Source organism: Streptomyces sp. R818 (genome assembly GCF_056172735.1).
Map to the genome: position 1 here is coordinate 979928 of NZ_JAOCNE010000006.1, position 17391 is coordinate 997318.

At 71.6% G+C, this 17391-nt stretch carries 18 protein-coding genes; 11 read left to right on the forward strand and 7 right to left on the reverse strand.

The genetic code is table 11. The annotated features are described in order from the left end of the window. The first annotated feature begins 117 nt into the window (after positions 1-117). Positions 118-759: an IclR family transcriptional regulator gene (locus tag N5I75_RS20840; protein ID WP_476679393.1), complete on the forward strand. Its 642-nt coding sequence runs from the start codon at positions 118-120 to the stop codon at positions 757-759. 168 nt (positions 760-927) lie between these two features. Here N5I75_RS20840 and N5I75_RS20845 read toward each other — a convergent pair whose 3' ends face one another. Continuing rightward, complete coding sequence (locus N5I75_RS20845; protein ID WP_476679394.1) at positions 928-1086, reverse strand: hypothetical protein; 159 nt, start codon at positions 1084-1086, stop codon at positions 928-930. 63 nt (positions 1087-1149) lie between these two features. Between N5I75_RS20845 and N5I75_RS20850 the strand changes: the two genes are divergently transcribed. Continuing rightward, complete coding sequence (locus N5I75_RS20850) at positions 1150-1950, forward strand: S16 family serine protease (RefSeq protein WP_476679395.1); 801 nt, start codon at positions 1150-1152, stop codon at positions 1948-1950. A 106-nt stretch (positions 1951-2056) separates the two neighbouring features. Here N5I75_RS20850 and N5I75_RS20855 read toward each other — a convergent pair whose 3' ends face one another. Then, the gene (locus N5I75_RS20855) at positions 2057-2524 is read right to left on the reverse strand and encodes an Lrp/AsnC family transcriptional regulator (RefSeq protein ID WP_476679396.1); all 468 of its coding nucleotides are present in this window, start codon (positions 2522-2524) and stop codon (positions 2057-2059) included. Between the two features lie 135 nt (positions 2525-2659). Here N5I75_RS20855 and hppD point away from each other — a divergent pair, with 135 nt between their 5' ends. The 4 genes from hppD to N5I75_RS20875 are packed head-to-tail and all read left to right on the forward strand — an operon-like array spanning position 2660 to position 5037. Then, the gene (hppD, locus tag N5I75_RS20860; protein ID WP_476679397.1) at positions 2660-3817 is read left to right on the forward strand and encodes a 4-hydroxyphenylpyruvate dioxygenase; all 1158 of its coding nucleotides are present in this window, start codon (positions 2660-2662) and stop codon (positions 3815-3817) included. Between the two features lie 33 nt (positions 3818-3850). Beyond that, positions 3851-4165 (forward strand): hypothetical protein, encoded by a 315-nt coding sequence (locus N5I75_RS20865; RefSeq protein WP_476679398.1) that lies wholly within the window; start codon positions 3851-3853, stop codon positions 4163-4165. After that, a complete protein-coding gene (locus N5I75_RS20870) occupies positions 4155-4457 on the forward strand; it encodes an SH3-like domain-containing protein (protein WP_476679399.1) in 303 nt (100 codons plus the stop codon). The genes N5I75_RS20865 and N5I75_RS20870 overlap by 11 nt, the downstream gene beginning before the upstream one ends. Continuing rightward, positions 4447-5037, forward strand: a complete 591-nt coding sequence (locus tag N5I75_RS20875; RefSeq protein WP_476679566.1) for a nitrile hydratase subunit alpha — start codon at positions 4447-4449, stop codon at positions 5035-5037. The genes N5I75_RS20870 and N5I75_RS20875 overlap by 11 nt, the downstream gene beginning before the upstream one ends. Before the next feature lie 225 nt (positions 5038-5262). Here the strand turns inward: N5I75_RS20875 and N5I75_RS20880 are convergent, their stop codons facing one another. Further along, positions 5263-6711, reverse strand: coding sequence for a tetratricopeptide repeat protein (locus N5I75_RS20880; RefSeq protein WP_476679400.1), 1449 nt, complete (start codon positions 6709-6711; stop codon positions 5263-5265). Positions 6712-6819: 108 nt separating this feature from the next. On the opposite strand from N5I75_RS20880, the gene N5I75_RS20885 reads away from it, so the two are divergent. Continuing rightward, complete coding sequence (locus N5I75_RS20885) at positions 6820-8190, forward strand: FAD-binding oxidoreductase (RefSeq protein WP_476679401.1); 1371 nt, start codon at positions 6820-6822, stop codon at positions 8188-8190. A 53-nt stretch (positions 8191-8243) separates the two neighbouring features. Here the strand turns inward: N5I75_RS20885 and N5I75_RS20890 are convergent, their stop codons facing one another. Continuing rightward, a complete protein-coding gene (locus N5I75_RS20890; RefSeq protein WP_476679402.1) occupies positions 8244-8723 on the reverse strand; it encodes an SsgA family sporulation/cell division regulator in 480 nt (159 codons plus the stop codon). A gap of 243 nt (positions 8724-8966) precedes the next feature. Between N5I75_RS20890 and N5I75_RS20895 the strand changes: the two genes are divergently transcribed. Further along, positions 8967-10889: an RDD family protein gene (locus N5I75_RS20895; RefSeq protein ID WP_476679403.1), complete on the forward strand. Its 1923-nt coding sequence runs from the start codon at positions 8967-8969 to the stop codon at positions 10887-10889. A gap of 110 nt (positions 10890-10999) precedes the next feature. Continuing rightward, positions 11000-11734: an RDD family protein gene (locus tag N5I75_RS20900; protein WP_476679404.1), complete on the forward strand. Its 735-nt coding sequence runs from the start codon at positions 11000-11002 to the stop codon at positions 11732-11734. Positions 11735-11770: 36 nt separating this feature from the next. Here the strand turns inward: N5I75_RS20900 and N5I75_RS20905 are convergent, their stop codons facing one another. Beyond that, entirely contained in the window at positions 11771-12076 is a 306-nt protein-coding gene (locus tag N5I75_RS20905; RefSeq protein WP_476679405.1) for a hypothetical protein, read from the reverse strand. 346 nt (positions 12077-12422) lie between these two features. Between N5I75_RS20905 and N5I75_RS20910 the strand changes: the two genes are divergently transcribed. Both N5I75_RS20910 and N5I75_RS20915 read left to right on the forward strand, forming a co-directional pair. Further along, a complete protein-coding gene (locus N5I75_RS20910) occupies positions 12423-14813 on the forward strand; it encodes an immune inhibitor A domain-containing protein (protein WP_476679406.1) in 2391 nt (796 codons plus the stop codon). 122 nt (positions 14814-14935) lie between these two features. Then, entirely contained in the window at positions 14936-15280 is a 345-nt protein-coding gene (locus N5I75_RS20915; RefSeq protein ID WP_476679407.1) for a hypothetical protein, read from the forward strand. A 30-nt stretch (positions 15281-15310) separates the two neighbouring features. Here N5I75_RS20915 and N5I75_RS20920 read toward each other — a convergent pair whose 3' ends face one another. Further along, positions 15311-15904 (reverse strand): isochorismatase family protein, encoded by a 594-nt coding sequence (locus N5I75_RS20920; protein ID WP_476679408.1) that lies wholly within the window; start codon positions 15902-15904, stop codon positions 15311-15313. Positions 15905-15996: 92 nt separating this feature from the next. After that, positions 15997-17325 carry a nicotinate phosphoribosyltransferase gene (locus N5I75_RS20925; RefSeq protein ID WP_476679409.1) on the reverse strand — a complete coding sequence of 443 codons (1329 nt, stop codon included), beginning with the start codon at positions 17323-17325 and terminating at the stop codon, positions 15997-15999. Between the last annotated feature and the right edge of the window lie 66 nt (positions 17326-17391).

Sequence of the window (17391 nt, forward strand, 5' to 3'; positions counted from 1 at the left end):
CAGCATGCAGCCCAGCGCCTGATCACCGACCGGCGGCTCTCACGCGCGTCGCCCAAGGGACAGGTGGCGCAACCGCCGCGTAGGAGACCGCCGGCCCTCACCTAAGGAGTGGGCGTCGTGACCGCGGAGACCTCCCAGACGCTCGACAGAGGACTGCGCGTCCTCAAACTGCTCGCCGACACCGACCACGGCCTGACCGTGACCGAGCTGTCCAACAAGCTCGGCGTCAACCGGACCGTCGTCTACCGTCTGCTCGCCACGCTTGAGCAGCACGCCCTCGTCCGACGTGACCTGGGTGGCCGCGCCCGGGTCGGGCTCGGGGTGCTGCGGCTCGGACGGCAGGTCCATCCGCTGGTACGGGAGGCGGCGCTGCCCGCGCTCCGGTCGCTGGCCGAGGACATCGGGGCGACGGCGCATCTGACGCTGGTCGACGGGTCGGAGGCGCTCGCCGTCGCCGTCGTCGAGCCGACCTGGACGGACTATCACGTCGCCTACCGGACCGGGTTCCGGCATCCGCTGGACCGGGGGGCCGCCGGGCGGGCCATCCTCGCTTCGCGGCGGGGGGTGCTGCCCGAGCCCGGGTACACGCTGACGCACGGGGAGCTTGAGGCCGGGGCGAGTGGGGCGGCCGCGCCCTTGTTGGGCGTCACCGGGCTCGAGGGGTCCGTCGGGGTCGTCATGCTTGCGGATGCGGTGCCTGAGCGGGTGGGGCCTCGGGTGATGGATGCGGCTCGGGAGGTTTCCGACGCGTTGCGCTGACCGCGGGGGGCCAGGGTTGTTGCGGGGGTGACTATTCGCCGTTGGGAGTGGCGGGGGGTCGGCGGCTGACGGGTGCGTCGTGGTTGCTCGCGCAGTTCCCCGCGCCCCTGAGATGCGCACTGCGTGCGCCATCTCAGCGCCCCTGGGGCTGCGGCGAAGCCGCATGCCTCAGGGGCGCGGGGAACTGCGCGACCAGCCACGGCGCACCCGCACCTGCCGCACCCGCACCTGCCGCACCCGTACCTGGCGCACCCGTACCTGCCGCACCCGCACCTGGCGCACCCGCACCTCGCGCACCCGCACCTGCCGCACCCGCACCCGGCGCATCCCCGAGCCACCCCCGGACGCCCGGGCCTGCGAAGGAAACCCCGGCCGCGTTAGATTGGGCCCGTGCTCACCCGCCTCAGCCGACCCGCTGCCCTCATCCTCTGCGCGCTCCCGGTGATCGCGCTGCTCGCGGTGGCGGTGTTCGCGCCGTTGCCGTTCTCGGTGGCGCAGCCGGGGCCGACGACGAACGTGCTCGGCAAGGACGACGGCAAGCCCGTCATCGAGATCATCGGCGCCCCGACCCGCAAGCCGAGCGGAGCGCTCCGCGCGGTGACCATCGTGGCGACCGGGCCGGAGGCCACCGTCCACCTGAGTGACGTGCTCGACGGCTGGTTCGCCGAGAACCGGGCGATCATGCCGCGCGACTCCGTCTACCCGGAGGGCGACTCCACCAAGGAGATCGAGCAGCACAACAGGCGCGAGATGAAGGGCTCCCAGGACGCCGCCACCGAGGCCGCCTTCAACTACCTGGAGGCCGAGGGGACGACCACCTCGGACATCAAGGTCAGCCTGCAGCTCGGGGACGTCGGCGGGCCCAGCGCCGGGCTGCTCTTCTCGCTCGGCATCATCGACCTCCTCGACGGCGACGGCAGCGGCGCCGATCTGACCGGCGGCAAGTCGATCGCGGGCACCGGCACCATCACCGACGACGGCAAGGTCGGCGCGGTCGGCGGGGTCTCGCTCAAGGTGCAGGCCGCCGACCGGGACGGCGCCACCGTCTTCCTCGTACCGAAGGCGGAGTGCGGGGACGCCAAGGCGTCGGCGCCCGACTCGATGCGGCTGATCCCGGTGAGCAACCTCAAGGGCGCGGTCGACGCACTGACGAACCTGCGGAAGGGCTCCGGGTCCGTGCCGAAGTGCTGACGAACCTGAGGAAGGGTTCCGGGTCCGTGCCGAAGTGCTGACGAACCTGAGGAAGGGTTCCGGGTCCGTGCCGAAGTGCTGAAGCACAAGCAGGCCAGGCGGCACGTCAGTCCGCCGACGCCTGTTCCACCAGCGGGATGACCCGCAACGGCACCGGGTTCTCCATCACGATCGCCGTCGACGCCCGCACGATGCCGTCGAAGCCCACGACCAGGTCGATCACCCGCTGCAGATCGGCGTTCGAACGGGCCACGAGCCGGCACAGCATGTCCCCGCTGCCCGTCGTCGTGTGCAGCTCCAGGACCTCGGGGACGTTCGCCAGATGCGCCCGGACGTCCGCGCCCTTGCCCTGCCGGATCTGCAGCGTGGCGAACGCGGTGACCGGGTAGCCGAGCGCCGCCGGGTCCACCTGGGGGCCGAATCCGCGGATGACCCCGCTCGATGTCAGCCGGTCGAGACGGGCCTGCACAGTGCCGCGCGCCACCCCGAGGCGGCGCGACATCTCCAGGACCCCGATCCGCGGCTCCCGCGCGAGCAGCACGATCAGCCGCCCGTCCAGTCGATCGATCGCCATGCATGCCTCCAGCAGTGAGCCGCGGATGGTCATCCTGTACAGAAACGCCCTGGAACCCGGTCCTCCACTGGACAGATTGTGCAGCGGAAACGCGAACTATTGCGCACTCTGCGGAACAGCGGGAGCCTCCCACACATGACGCAGACCACACACTCGTCCTCCGCAGACGCTCCCGACACCGCCCGGAAGGCCGACCCCTTCCCGGTGAAGGGCATGGACGCGGTCGTCTTCGCCGTGGGCAACGCCAAGCAGGCCGCGCACTTCTACTCGACCGCCTTCGGCATGCAGCTCGTCGCCTACTCCGGACCGGAGAACGGCAGCCGCGAGACCGCCTCGTACGTCCTGAAGAACGGCTCCGCCCGTTTCGTGTTCACCTCCGTCATCAAGGCCTCCACCGACTGGGGCCACTTCCTGGACGAGCACGTCGCCGCCCATGGCGACGGCGTCGTCGACCTCGCCATCGAGGTGCCGGACGCGCGCGCCGCGTACGCCTACGCGGTCGAGCACGGCGCGCGCGGGATCCAGGAGCCGTACGAGCTGAAGGACGAGCACGGCACCGTCGTGCTCGCCGCCATCGCCACGTACGGCAAGACCCGCCACACGCTCGTCGACCGCTCCGGCTACAGCGGCCCCTACCTGCCCGGGTTCGTGAGTGCCGAGCCGATCGTCGAGCCGCCCTCGCACCGCTTCTTCCAGGCCATCGACCACTGCGTGGGCAACGTCGAGCTGGGCCGGATGAACGAGTGGGTGCAGTTCTACAACAAGGTCATGGGCTTCACGAACATGAAGGAGTTCGTGGGCGACGACATCGCGACCGAGTACAGCGCGCTGATGTCGAAGGTCGTCGCGGACGGCACGCTCAAGGTCAAGTTCCCGATCAACGAGCCCGCGATCGCCAAGAAGAAGTCCCAGATCGACGAGTACCTGGAGTTCTACGGCGAGGCCGGCGTCCAGCACATCGCGCTCGCCACGAACGACATCGTCGCCTCCGTACGGGCCATGCGCGCGGCCGGCGTCCAGTTCCTCGACACCCCCGACTCCTACTACGACACGCTCGGCGAGTGGGCGGGCGAGACCCGCGTCCCCGTCGAGACCCTGCGCGAGCTGAAGATCCTCGTCGACCGCGACGAGGACGGCTACCTGCTCCAGATCTTCACCAAGCCGGTCCAGGACAAGCCGACCGTCTTCTTCGAGATGATCGAGCGGCACGGCTCCATGGGCTTCGGCAAGGGCAACTTCAAGGCCCTCTTCGAGGCGATCGAGCGCGAGCAGGAGAAGCGCGGCAACCTCTAGGCCCCGCGCCGGGGGCGGCCTACTGTGACCCCCATGGCCAGGATGAACGACGTGGGCGGCATGACAGGGTTCGGCGCCATCGACACCACCGATGACGCCGAACCCTTCCACGCGGACTGGGAGGCCCGCGTCTTCGCGCTCCAGCGCGCCCTGATCGTCAAGAAGGTCTTCAACCTCGACGAGTTCCGCGACGCCGTCGAGACGATGCCGCCGCGCGAGTACCTCGCCGCCTCCTACTACGAGCGCTGGTTCCACGCGATCCGTACGCTCCTCGAACGCAAGGGCGTCCTCGCGGAAGGGGCGCTTGACGAAGGAGCGCTTGACGAAGGAGCGCTCGATGACGCGTGAACTCGTGTACGTGCCCGGGGACCTGGTCCGTACGTACCTCCACGACCCGCCGCACCACACACGCCTCCCGCGCTACGCCCGCGGCAAGCTCGGTGTCGTCGTCGAGCCGGAGGGACCCGCGCCCCTCGCCGACGTCCGCGCGAGCGGTGCCGACGACGCGCCCGTCACCATGATCTACGCCGTGCGGTTCGCGGCGCGGGAGTTGTGGGGCGAGGGCGACCACGATGTCGTCCTCGACCTGTCGGAGAGCTACCTGCGGAAGGCGGACGGCACCGATGCCGATGTCCGGTGACCATCACGACGACGCGCTGCTCTCGCGGCAGGTGCGGCGGCTGGAGACCTTGCTGGAGGAGAAGGGGCTCGTCGGGCGAGACACCATCGACGAGGTCATCGACGGGTTCCTCGCCGGGGCCTCGCCGGTCAACGGGGCCAAGGTCGTCGCCCGTGCCTGGACCGATCCCGGCTTCAAGGCGCGGCTCCTCGAGGACGGCGCCGCCGCTGTCGCCGAGCTCGGGTTCGACTCGGGCGGGGTGCAGCCGCAGCGGCTCCGGGTCGTGGAGAACACCGAGTCCGTCCACAACGTCGTCGTGTGCACCCTGTGCTCCTGCTACCCGCTGCGGCTGCTCGGGCCCTCGCCGGGCTGGTACAAGAGCGAGGCGTACCGCTCGCGCGTGGTGCGGGATCCCTGCGGGGTGCTCGCGGAGTTCGGGGTGACCCTGGGCGAGGGGGTGCGGTTCACCGTGTGGGACTCCAGTGCGGAGACCCGGTACATGGTGCTGCCGCGGCGTCCTGCGGGGACCCGGTCTCTGGGGGAGGCGGAGCTGGCGGGGCTGGTGTCGCGGAACGGGTTGATCGGGACGGCGCTTGTGTGAAGGGCCGGTGTCGCGTCTGCCATGTGCGGTTTGCTCACCGGTGCGCCGCCGTCGTGGCTGGTCGCGCAGTTCCCCGCGCCCCCGAAATGCGCACTTCGTGCGCCATTTCAGAGAGGCGCGTCCTCTCGGGCGCCCATGGGGCTGCGGCGGAGCCGCATGCTCCAGGGGCGCGGGGAACTGCGCGACCAGCCACGACGTACCCGCAGCCGCCCGTACCCGCCAACCTCAGCGGCGCGTAAGCGCAGCCAGGTCCAGGCGCGCCTGCGGAGCCAGCAGAGGGGAGAACCCGGGGTTAATCCGGAGCGCCTCCTCGATGTGGCGTCGGGCCGGGCCGGTCAGGCCGAGCGCCCGTTCGACGACCCCCCGGTGATAGGAGAACGTCGCGTCCCGCACCGTGCCGTCCTTCTGCCGGTCCGTGGCCCGCCGGAGCAACTCGACCGCCTCGGTGTCCCGCCCGACCCGGTGCAACGCCCAGCCCAGCGCATCGGCCGTACGAACCGACGGCGCCCGGACCCACTCCTCCCGCAACCGCGCGACAGCGGCAGCCGCATCACCGTGGTCCGCCTCGAACCGGCCGAGGACGAGCGCGTCGTCCACCCCGTTCGCCCCGCGCGCCGCCGCCCGGATCCGCAGCGCTTCGTACTGCGCGGCGGCCGGTTCCGCCAGGTGCAGGGACTCGTACAACTCGCCGAGTTCGAGCGCGTACTCGGGGGACGGCCGCTGCGTCAGCGCCCGTCGATACGCCGTCACCGCCTCGACCGTACGGCCGAGGGACGCGAGCGCCCGGGCCTCCCCGGCGTACGCGGCGGGATAGCGCGGGTCCGCCGCGCTCGCCGCGCGGAAGCGACGCAGGGCGTCCTGCGGTTCGCCGCGCTCCCAGGCGAGTTCGCCGCCGCGGGTGGAGAGCGCGGCGGCTTCGGTGGGGGTCGCGGCGCGGGCCGCCGCGTCGCTCAGAACGGCGGCGGCGTCCTCGCGCCAGCCGCGGTCGCGGTAGACGGCGGCGGTGCGCAGGGTCACGGCCGTGCCCTTCGCGAGCTTGGACAGTTTGTCGAGGCTCTTCCCGGCGGCCTTGTAGTCGCCGAGGCCCTCGTAGGCGTCGACGAGGACGGCGTGCGCGGGCCAGCGGTCCGGCGCCGCTCTCACCGAGGCCGCGCCCCACTTGAGGGCCCCGCTCCAGTCGCCCCGCGCGGCGGCGAGCGCGGCGAGGCCGTCGAGGGCGTCCGCGTTTCCGCGCGGCCGGACGGAGAGCGAACTGCGCAGCGCCCGTTCGGCCTTGGGGTAGAACGCCGAGTCGGCCGTGCGCGTCCCGCGCTCGACGTAGGCGGCCCCGAGCGCCGCCCACGTCCGGTCGTTCCTCGGGTTCTCGTGGACCTGCGCCTCGCGCTCGCGGATCAGCGCGGTGAGGTCCGGCAGGGCCGCGGGCGCCCCCGCCGAGGCGGCGATCACCGCCCGTCCGGCCGGCCCCGGCAGGGCGGACGGACGCGGCGCGCTCTCGTGCTGCCGCGTCAACAGGAGTACCGCGCCGACCACCACGCACCCGGCGACGCCGCACGCGCGGAGCACGCGCTGCCGCCCCGGCCACGTACGGCCCCGGGCCCGCGGATCGACGGACGCCGCGTCCACGGGCGCCGCGTCCACGGGTGCCGCGTCCGCCACAGCCATGGAGTTCTCCATGCCGCACACTGTGCGTCAATACGACGAGCACACCCGGCCGCCATCCCGGCACACGACGCACCCCGCAGACGGGTTCACACCGATGGCCCCGAGTGCCAGGCTGTGATCATGAGCCGCACCCTCATCGAACTGCTCGGCGACGGGCTGCCCGCCGAAGCGCTCGTCACCGACCCCGACATCACCGCCACGTACGCCCACGACATGGCGAGCTTCTGCGCCGCGGGCACCCCGGCCGTCGTCGTCCTGCCGCGCACGGTCGAACAGGTCCAGCACGTCATGCGCACCGCCACCGAGCTGCGCGTCCCCGTCGTCCCCCAGGGCGCCCGCACCGGCCTGTCGGGCGCGGCCAACGCCTCCGACGGCTGCGTCGTCCTCTCGCTCGTCAAGATGGACCGCATCCTGGAGATCAACCCGGTCGACCGGATCGCCGTCGTCGAGCCGGGCGTCATCAACGCGACGCTCTCCCGGGAGGTGGCCGCGCACGGCCTCTCCTATCCGCCGGACCCCTCCAGCTGGGAGATGTGCACCATCGGCGGCAACATCGGCACCGCCTCCGGCGGCCTGTGCTGTGTGAAGTACGGGGTCACCGCGGAGTACGTGCTCGGGCTCGACGTCGTCCTCGCCGACGGCCGCCTCCTCTCCACCGGGCGGCGCACCGCGAAGGGCGTCGCGGGCTACGACCTCACCCGCCTCTTCGTCGGCTCCGAGGGCAGCCTCGGCATCGTCGTCCGGGCGACCCTCGCGCTGAAGCCGCAGCCGCCGCAACAGCTCGTCCTGGTGGCGGAGTTCGCGTCAGCGACCGCCGCGTGCGACGCCGTCTGCCGGATCATGGAGGGCGGCCACGTCCCGTCACTCCTCGAACTCATGGACCGTACGACCATCCAGGCCGTCAACGCCATGGCGCACATGGGCCTCCCCGAGACCACCGAGGCGCTGCTCCTCGCCGCCTTCGACACCCCCGACCCGGCGAAGGACCTCGCCGCGGTCGGCGCGCTCTGCGAGGCCGCGGGCGCCACCCAGGTCGTGCCCGCCGAGGACGCCGCCGAGTCCGAACTGCTGCTCCAAGCGCGGCGGTTGTCCCTCACCGCCCTCGAAGCGGTCAAGGGCACGACGATGATCGACGACGTGTGCGTGCCGCGCTCCCGGCTCGGCGAACTCCTCGAAGGTGTCGAGCGCATCGCCGAGAAGTACGCCCTCACCATCGGCGTCTGCGCCCACGCGGGCGACGGCAACACCCACCCCACCGTCTGCTTCGACGCGCAGGACGCCGACGAGGGGCGCCGGGCCCGCGAGTCCTTCGACGAGATCATGGCGCTCGGCCTCGGCCTCGGCGGCACCATCACCGGCGAGCACGGCGTCGGCGTCCTCAAGAAGGAGTGGCTGGCGCGCGAACTCGGCCCCGTCGGCGTCGACGTACAACGCGCCGTCAAAGCGACGTTCGACCCGCTCGGCATCCTCAACCCGGGCAAATTGTTCTGAGGGCTGTTCTGACGGCTGTTCTGAGGGCTGTACGGAAGGTCCGTCCGCGTGGCTCACCGCTCGTCGGACGGCGACGACTCGTCCGACGGCCACGGGTCGCGCAGATACAGATCGTCGGCCAAGGTCGTGGCCAGCAGCTCGGCGAGGCCGTCGTCGATCCCGAGCTGCCCGGCCTCAGAGCCCGGAGGGACCACCCGCAGCGTCCGCTCCAGCCACGCCGACACCGGCACGGTCGGCGCCTCAAGGAGCGCGTCGCCCTCCGGCGAGGTCAGCGCCATCAGGACGACGCTGCGCCCGTCCACCTTCGTCGGCCAGACCCGCACGTCGCCGTGGCCGCACGGCCTGAACACCCCCTCCACGAGCAGCTCGCGGGCGAACGTCCAGTTCACGGGGTGTTCCGAGCCGAGATGGAACGTGACGTGGACGGCGTACGGATCGTCTGTGCGGTAGGTGAGGCGAGCCGGTACGGGGATGCTCCGCTCGGGCGACAACACCAGTTTCAGCTCTAGTTCGCGTTCCACCACGGTGTGCATGTCGTGCGTTTCCCTTCCTCCTGTACGAGGCCCAGGGCGGACCCGTGCAAGGAGAGAGCGCGATGTGGCTCCGCCATTACGCGAGTTCGGCGGAGATTTTTCGCGCCGTGCCTTCCTCACCGTCTCCATACCGCTTGTTGCCCGGAAAGTGGGGCGTACCGGCGGACCGGCGCGAGCGGGGGCGGCCGTCTGATAGATGTGGAGGCCACAACAAAACCCCCGAGCAGATACGGGACGACGGACATGAGCGCCCCAACCCCGGCCCCCGGCGACGACAGGCCCCGCGAAGGCTACTACCCCGACCCGTCCATTCCCGGATATGTCCGGTACTGGAACGGAGCCGCCTGGGTCCCCGGCACCAGCCGCCCCGCCCCGTCCGAAGGGGAGACCCTGCCGACCCCGGCGGGCGCCGCGCCCCCGCCCGCCTCCGTGGAGGAGACCGGCCCCGTCTTCCTCGACGAGGAGCCCTCCGTCCGCACGGAGACGGGCCCCGACGACCCGTCCCCCGAACCGTCCTCCGCGTGGACCGCCGCGACGGCACACCAGTCGGGCTTCGGCGGGGAGCAGGATCGCCGGGTTTCGTGGGGGTCCCCCGAACCGGGTGCCTCCGGCGCTCCGGCGGGCTTCGGCGCGGCGCCGGAATCCTTCGACGCGGAGGCCCGTCCGGGCGCCGGTGGGTCGAGCGGTTCGGGTGCGCCGGGCAGCGCGGGCGGTTTCGGCGGCCCCGGGGCCGCGCCGGAACCCGGCTCGCCGGGCGCCTATGCGGGCTCACCCGCCCAGGGCGCTGCCGCCGCCCCGGGTACTCCTGCCGCCCAGGCTTCAGGGGGCCCCGCCGGTCCGGGCACACCGGGCAACTCGGCTGCCCCGGGCGCGTCCGGTACCTCCGGTACCCCGGCTGCGTCCGGTACCCCGGGTGTCCCCACTGGCCCAGGCGCCTCAGCCAACTCGGACCCTTTGACCGGTCCGGCCGCTTCCGGTGCCCCGGCGGGTCCGGGCGCCTCGGGTACCCCGGCGGGCTCGGCCACCCCCGGCACCCCGGCGGGGCCGGCCACCCCCAGCGCCCCAAACGCCCCCGGCACCCCCACCCGCTCCGACGGCACCGTCACCATCCGTGCCGTCCGGCCCGGCGGCTCGGCGGCGCCGCGTACCGACGGCACCATGACGATCCGGCCGGTGCCCGCGCAGGGGACATCGCCGCATCAGCAGGGCCCCGTGCAGGCACCGGCGGCCTCGGCGAAGCAAGCCGCCAAGCCCGCCGGGACCACCCCCTCCGGGACCACCCCGGCCGACCCGCGCGCCGCCGCCGCACCGGCACCGGCATCCACACCCAGCCCGGGCTACGGCTACCCGCAACAGGCCAAGTCCGCGCCAGCCCCCGCCCCGGGCTACGGCTACCCCCAACAGGCCAAGCCCGCCCCGGCACCCGCCCCGGGCTACGGCTACCCCCAACAAGCCCAGCCCGCCCCCGCGCAGAACCCGGGGTACGGATACCCCCGGCCCGCCGCCGCCCAGGCTCGCCCCGGGTACGGGTATCCGCCGGAGTCCCCCGTCACCCAGGGCCCGGGTGGCGGCTCCGCGTCGTGGGCGCAGCAGGTGCATCAGCTCGCCGAGCCGGACGGGCCCGTGACCCCGTTCAAGCCGGTGAACAACGACCCCTTCCTCGCCGCCGCACAGGCACAGGCGTCGGCGCGCCCCGCGGGCTTGGGCAAGCGGTTCGTGGCCCGGCTCATCGACACCCTGGTCCTGGGCGCGATCACCGCGGCGGCAGCCGTCCCGCTCGGCATCCGCGCCGCCGACCACATCGACGGCAAGATCGACGCGGCGAAGGCCTCGGGCCGCCAGGTCACGGTCTGGCTCCTCGACGGGACGACCTCCACCTACCTGGGCATCGTCCTCGCCGTGCTGCTGCTCGTCGGCGTCCTCTACGAGGCGCTGCCCACCGCCAAGTGGGGCCGCACGCTCGGCAAGAAGCTCATGGGCCTGACCGTGCGGGAGATCGAGGGCGCCGACTCCCCGCCGTTCGGCAAGGCGCTGCTGCGCTGGTTCGTCTTTGTCGTCCCGTGCCTGCTCGGCATCGGGCTCCTCGGCGTGCTGTGGGGCCTGGTCGACCGCCCGTGGCGCCAGTGCCTGCACGACAAGGCGGCCCGCACGTTCGTCGCACGGTAGGGATCCGAGCCCGGAGACCACGGCCGACCATGGCCGGATAGCGCCGTCCGGGTCATCCGGACGGCGGCCCGCCGGGTGCGTGCACCCGGCGTTCGCGGTCCACTCGGGCCATGAGTAGCGAACCGCCGCCCAACGGATCCGGCCAGCCGCCGGACGACGACCCGTTCCGCAAGCCGCCCCCGGCCTCCCCGGGCGGCGGCTCCCCGTACGACTCCCCGCAGAACCCCTACGGTTCGGCGCCCCCTCCGGGCGACGGGCCCCCACCCCCGTACGGCAACACGCCCCCGCCGGGCGGCGGCACCCCGCCCCCGTACGGCGGTGGCGGCACACCCCCGCCGTACGGCGGTGACCCGTACGGTTCGGGGGGCGGGTACGGCGCCCAGGACCCCCTCGCCGGGATGCCCCCGCTCGCCGACAGCGGCAAACGCGTCCTGGCCCGGATCATCGACCTGATCCTCGTCGGGATCGTCGTGGGCCTGCTGTCGTGGGCGTTCGGCACGTCGGAGTACGAGACCGACCCGGACAAGATCCAGTACGGCAGGCAGTTCGGGCAGTCACTGCTCGCGGCCGTGCTCTACATCGGCTACGACACGTTCATGATGGCGAAGACCGGCCAGACCCTGGGCAAGAAGCTGATGAAGCTGCGCGTGGCCAACCTCGGCGACGGGGCGACGCCCAGCGTGCAGACGCACTTGATCCGCGCCGTCGTGCTCTGGATTCCGGCCGTCTTCTGCTGCGCCTGCATCTGGACGGCGATCTGCGGCGGCTGGAGCTTCTTCGACAAGCCCTACAAGCAGGGCCTGCACGACAAGGCCGCGAAGACGGTGGTGGTCAGCACCGCCTGACGCGGCACGGCTGTCGGTGCCCGGCGGGTCCGTACCTCACGGGCCCGCCGGTTCGCGCTCCCGTACGGACCGGGACGAGGTGTGCGCGCGGACGGGCCGGGCGACGCGCTGCGCGGGCACCCGCTCGGCGGCCCGGGTCTCCGCCGCGGCGGGCTCGGGCGCGGCCGCCTGCTTGCGGGCCGGCACGGACAGGGCGACGAGCAGCCCGAGGGCGAGCGCCGACACGGCGATGACCGCGACTCCGGGGCCCGAACTCGTCCGGGACAGCAGCAGCATGGCGAGGGTGGAACAGATGACGGTGGCCGAACCATAGAGGAGCTGGGGGACAGTCGGGCGAGGCATGGCGGTATCCGTCCTCGTGACATCGGGGGAGCGCGAGCATGTCCGTCCGGTGGGTCGCACCGTCGGGCCAGACTCTAATCCGACGTGTGCCCGAGCGGAACCGCCAGTAAGCATGACCTAACCCACAGTACCGATGCATGGGGGGCGCACGGAATCATCCGGTCCGCCACGGCGGTCGTCCGGCGCACCGCGAGTATCTACGGGCTTGTCCGGATAACGGATCCGCCCCACTGCATAGTGCAACGCAAACGTCATCGTCAAGGTCTGTTATTTCTCCTCTACCTCCGGTCAAATGGCGTCACTTGTGACACGTGGCCAGCGCGCCACGGAGGAGGAGATCACTCAAGTGACCACCAAGAGACGGGCGTTGCGATCCGCCGCGGTCCTCGTGACCCTGGCCGCCACCGCCGCCACGGGTGCGGTCGCGGCGACGACGGCCCAGGCCGACACGCCGGCCGCGACGAGCACCACCTCCGGCAAGACGTACGGGGGCAAGGGCCATGTCATGGACGGCCCGTTCAGCAAGCAGCAGGAGCAGCAGCGCCAGACCGCGCTGCAGAACGTGCTGCAGGGCAAGTCGAAGGTCCAGGAGCGGCACGGCTCCAAGGTCGTCGACCTCGGCAAGGGCAAGTACGTCGAGCTGGGCCGCGAGCGCACGGACAAGATCTTCACGATCCTGACCGAGTTCGGCGACAAGGTCGACAACACCACTCTGGTGGACCGCGCGGACGACGACACCGACGAGCTGAAGCCGAAGTACGGCGGCACGCCGGGACCGCTGCACAACCAGATAGCCGAGCCGGACCGTTCCGCGGACAACAGCACGGCCTGGCAGAAGGACTACAACGCGAAGCACTACCAGGACCTGTACTTCGGTTCCGGCAAGGGCGTCGACTCCCTCAAGACCTACTACGAGAAGACGTCGTCGGGCCGTTACTCGGTCGACGGCGAGGTCTCGGACTGGGTCAAGGTCCCGTACAACGAGGCCCGTTACGGCTCCAACTACTGCGGCGCCGACAACTGCCCGAACGTCGAGGACCTGGTCCGCGACGGCGTCACCGCGTGGGTCGAGCAGCAGAAGGCGGCCGGCAAGTCCGACGCCGACATCAAGGCCGACCTCGCCCAGTACGACCAGTGGGACCGCACGGACCACGACAACGACGGTAACTTCAACGAGCCCGACGGCTACATCGACCACTTCCAGATCGTCCACGCGGGCGAGGACGGGTCGGCCGGCGGCGGCGCGCAGGGCGGCGACTCCCTGTGGGCGCACCGCGGTTACGCCTACAGCCGCGACGACGGCGACACCGGCCCCGAGGGCTTCAAGGCGGGCGGCACCCCGGTCGGCGACACCGGCATCTGGGTCGGCGACTACACGATGCAGCCGGAGAACGGCGGCCTCGGCGTCTTCGCCCACGAGTACGCCCACGACCTGGGCCTGCCCGACCTGTACGACACCTCGTACGCGGGCGAGAACTCGGTCGGTTTCTGGTCGCTGATGTCGGCCGGTTCCTGGCTCGGCACCGGCGAGGAGTCGATCGGTGACATGCCGGGCGACATGACCGCCTGGGACAAGCTGCAGCTCGGCTGGCTCAACTACGACACGGCGAAGGCGGCGACCAGGTCGACGCACAAGCTGGGCGTCGCGGAGTACAACACGAAGCTGAAGCAGGCGCTCGTCGTCGAGCTGCCGAAGAAGAACGTCACCACGGACATCGTGAAGCCCGCCGAGGGCTCCAAGCAGTGGTGGTCGGACTACGGCGACGACCTCGACAACACCCTGTCGCGCACGGTCGACCTGAGCGGCAAGGCGAAGGCCGCCCTGGAGCTCGACGGCTGGTGGAACATCGAGAAGGACTACGACTACCTGTACACGCAGGTCTCCACCGACGGCGGCGCGAGCTGGAAGGCGATCGACGGCACCGCCGACGGCGTCACCATCCCGCGCGACGGCGGCGACAAGCCGGCCCTCACCGGTGACTCCACCAAGTTCCAGCACCTGGTCTTCCCGCTCGACGAGTTCGCGGGCCAGAAGATCGACATCCGCTTCCGCTACAAGACGGACGGCGGCGCGGGCGGCATGGGCTTCACCGCCGACAACCTCAAGGTCGTGGCGGACGGTTCGGCCCTCTTCACCGACAACGCCGAGGGCGACGACAACGGCTGGACCGCGCGCGGCTTCTCCCGCGTCGGCGCCTCGATCTCCGGCGACTTCCCGCAGTTCTACATCGCCGAGAACCGCCAGTACGTGAGTTACGACAAGACCCTCAAGGTCGGCCCGTACAACTTCGGCTGGCGCGACGGCGGCGCGAAGAACGACTGGGTCGAGCACTACTCCTACCGGCCCGGCCTGATGATCTGGCAGTGGGACACCTCGCAGCGCAACAACAACGTCGGCCAGCACCCCGGCAAGGGGCTGATCCTTCCCGTCGACGCGCACGCGAAGCCGCTGAAGTGGGCGGACGGCAAGCTGATCACCAACAAGATCACGCCGTACGACGCCGCCTTCGGCTGGTACCCGGTCCCCGGCATGAAGCTCCACAAGCTGGGCGTCGAGACGAAGATCCCGGCGCAGCTCGGCAACCCGGTCTTCGACGACCACAAGGGCACCTACTGGTACAAGGAGAACCCGACCGGCAGCGTGCAGACAACTGACACCAACACCCGGATCGCGATCGTGAGCCAGCCGCTCACCGGCTCGTCGATCACGGTGCAGGTCGGCCCCTCGACGAAGTAGCGAGCAAAGCCGCAGGTCAGAAACGTATCGGCCGCGACCCCCTGGCGGGTCGCGGCCGATCGTGTTTGAGTGCGTCCTGTGAGTTCTTTATTGACACCATGTCTCAGAGGGGTGTGACCGCCGTGTCCGCAGGTGGGTTCTGCAAGCTGCCCGGAGGCAGCGTCGTGGTCGCACTGACGCTGCCCGCACCGGGCCCCGGCGAGCGCGCGGTCCGCGTCCTCGTGCACGCCGTGAACCGCCCCCGGGCCCTGACCCGCCTGCGCAACCTCGGCCTGCGCGCGGTCTACCTCCGGGGCAACACCCACCCGCCGACCCCGGACGAGATCACCGCGGTCCTGCACCACCCGGACGGCCTGGTCTGGCGCGAGGCCCCACTGTCCTCGACGAGCGAACTGTGGCACCCGATAAGAACGCTTTTGAGACCGGGCACGATCAGCCCCGCCAAAATCAGCCCCTCCGGCGTTTGAGGAGCGGGGTCCGGGGCGGAGCCCCGTGACCTAAGCGACAGCGGGCTTCCCGGTGAGTTCGATCCCGTTCAGCCGCATCTCCTCGATAGCCGCCTCGGTCGATTCGGCGGCCACCCCAGCGGTCAGGTCGAGCAAAACCTGCGTACGGAACCCCGCCTCGGCCGCGTCCAGCGCCGTCGCCCGCACACAGTGATCCGTGGCGATCCCGACGACGTCCACCTCGGTGATCCCCCGCGCACGCAGCCACACCGCGAGAGACACCCCGTTCTCGTCGGCCCCCTCGAACCCGCTGTAGGCGGCCGCGTACGCCCCCTTGTCGAAGACCGCGTCGACGGCCCCCGAGGCGACCGCGGGCGCGAAGTTCGGGTGGAAGCCGACGCCCTCGGTCCCGGCGACGCAGTGCGCGGGCCACGAGTGCCGGTAGTCCGGCGCCTCGGCGAAGTGGTCGCCGGGGTCGATGTGGTGGTCCCGGGTGGCGACGACGTGCTGGTACCCGACACCGCCGCCCGTCTGTCCGATGAGATCGGTGACCGCGGCAGCGACATCGGCACCCCCCGCCACCGCGAGGCTGCCGCCCTCGCAGAAGTCGTTCTGCACGTCAACGACGATCAGGGCGCGGCGCATGGTCGGTGTCCTTCGGCTTGGAGACTACGAGCGTAGAAGTTTCCTCTGCGGAGCGGGAGGGGGCACCAGGGGCGCTCCGCCGCTCGCCCGGCTCACACGTACTCGGTGGGGATCACGGCCTCGCCGCGCGACAGCTGCGTCGCCGACAGCGGAAGGCCGTCGCGCGCGGCGATGTGCCGCTCGCGCACGGCGTCCAGCGGCTCCCGCGACAGCACCTCGCCGCCCTTGACGAGCTGGACGAGGAGCTGGCGGTCGACGAGGTCGGCGGGCACCTCTCCCGTACCGATGACCTCGGCCTCCGCGACACCGTCCCGGTCGAGGCGGCGCGCGGCCCACTTGCGCCCGCCGACGGACGTCTTGCCGCCCGCGGACTTCTTCGCGACGGGCGTCAGCGGCGCCTTCGGATCGGCCGACTCCGCACGCGCGACGAGCTTGTAGACCATGGAGCAGGTCGGGTGCCCCGAGCCCGTGACCAGCTGCGTACCGACGCCGTACGCATCGACGGGGGCGGCGCGCAGCGAGGCGATGGCGTACTCGTCGAGGTCGGAGGTGACCACGATCCTGGTGTCCTTGGCGCCCAGCTCGTCCAGCTCCTTGCGCACCCGGTGCGCGACGAGCAGCAGGTCGCCGGAGTCGATGCGGACGGCGCCGAGCTTCGGCCCCGCGATCTCGACGGCGGTGCGGACCGCCTCGGCCACGTCGTAGGTGTCGACGAGCAGCGTCGTGCCCTCGCCGAGCGAGTCGACCTGGGCGCGGAAGGCGTCCCGCTCGGTGTCGTGGAGGAGGGTGAAGGCGTGCGCGGAGGTGCCGACGGTCGGGATGCCGTACCGGAATCCGGCCGCGAGGTCGGAGGTGGTCGCGAAGCCGCCGACGTACGCGGCGCGGGAGGCGGCGACGGCCGCCAGCTCGTGTGTGCGCCGGGCGCCCATCTCGATGAGCGGGCGGTCCCCGGCGGCCGAGGACATGCGCGAGGCCGCGGCGGCGATGGCCGAGTCGTGGTTGAGGATGGAGAGGATCACCGTCTCCAGGAGCACGCACTCGGCGAAGGAGCCCTCGACGCGCAGGACGGGCGATCCCGGGAAGTAGACCTCGCCCTCGGGGTAGCCCCAGATGTCGCCGGAGAAACGGTACTGCGCGAGCCATTCGAGGGTCGGCTCGTCCACGACGCCCCGCTCGCGCAGGAAGCCGAGGACGCCCGCGTCGAAGCGGAAGTTCTCCACGGCGTCCAGGACGCGCCCGGTGCCCGCGACGACGCCGTAGCGGCGGCCCTCGGGGAGCCGGCGGGTGAAGACCTCGAAGACCGAGTGGCGGTCGGCCGCGCCCCCGTGCAGGGCGGCCTGGAGCATCGTCAGCTCGTAGTGATCGGTGAAGAGGGCTGTCGACGGAACGTCCACCGGCAGGCCAAGGTCCGCTGTGTTCATAGGCTGGATGCTACCCCCTATTAGCGTCAAGGTGACGATTTCTAGCGCCCATTTGTGCGAACACCC

Excerpts from the sequence above, each read along its gene's own strand:
- N5I75_RS20845 (WP_476679394.1), bottom strand. The coding sequence starts at position 1,086 with ATGCGCCGGGTGCGGGTGCGGCAGGTGCGGGTGCGCGAGGTGCGGGTG.
- N5I75_RS20855 (WP_476679396.1), bottom strand. The coding sequence starts at position 2,524 with ATGGCGATCGATCGACTGGACGGGCGGCTGATCGTGCTGCTCGCGCGG.
- hppD (WP_476679397.1), top strand. The coding sequence starts at position 2,660 with ATGACGCAGACCACACACTCGTCCTCCGCAGACGCTCCCGACACCGCC.
- N5I75_RS20865 (WP_476679398.1), top strand. The coding sequence starts at position 3,851 with ATGGCCAGGATGAACGACGTGGGCGGCATGACAGGGTTCGGCGCCATC.
- N5I75_RS20870 (WP_476679399.1), top strand. The coding sequence starts at position 4,155 with ATGACGCGTGAACTCGTGTACGTGCCCGGGGACCTGGTCCGTACGTAC.
- N5I75_RS20875 (WP_476679566.1), top strand. The coding sequence starts at position 4,447 with ATGTCCGGTGACCATCACGACGACGCGCTGCTCTCGCGGCAGGTGCGG.
- N5I75_RS20880 (WP_476679400.1), bottom strand. The coding sequence starts at position 6,711 with ATGGAGAACTCCATGGCTGTGGCGGACGCGGCACCCGTGGACGCGGCG.
- N5I75_RS20885 (WP_476679401.1), top strand. The coding sequence starts at position 6,820 with ATGAGCCGCACCCTCATCGAACTGCTCGGCGACGGGCTGCCCGCCGAA.
- N5I75_RS20890 (WP_476679402.1), bottom strand. The coding sequence starts at position 8,723 with ATGCACACCGTGGTGGAACGCGAACTAGAGCTGAAACTGGTGTTGTCG.
- N5I75_RS20895 (WP_476679403.1), top strand. The coding sequence starts at position 8,967 with ATGAGCGCCCCAACCCCGGCCCCCGGCGACGACAGGCCCCGCGAAGGC.
- N5I75_RS20900 (WP_476679404.1), top strand. The coding sequence starts at position 11,000 with ATGAGTAGCGAACCGCCGCCCAACGGATCCGGCCAGCCGCCGGACGAC.
- N5I75_RS20905 (WP_476679405.1), bottom strand. The coding sequence starts at position 12,076 with ATGCCTCGCCCGACTGTCCCCCAGCTCCTCTATGGTTCGGCCACCGTC.
- N5I75_RS20920 (WP_476679408.1), bottom strand. The coding sequence starts at position 15,904 with ATGCGCCGCGCCCTGATCGTCGTTGACGTGCAGAACGACTTCTGCGAG.
- N5I75_RS20925 (WP_476679409.1), bottom strand. The coding sequence starts at position 17,325 with ATGAACACAGCGGACCTTGGCCTGCCGGTGGACGTTCCGTCGACAGCC.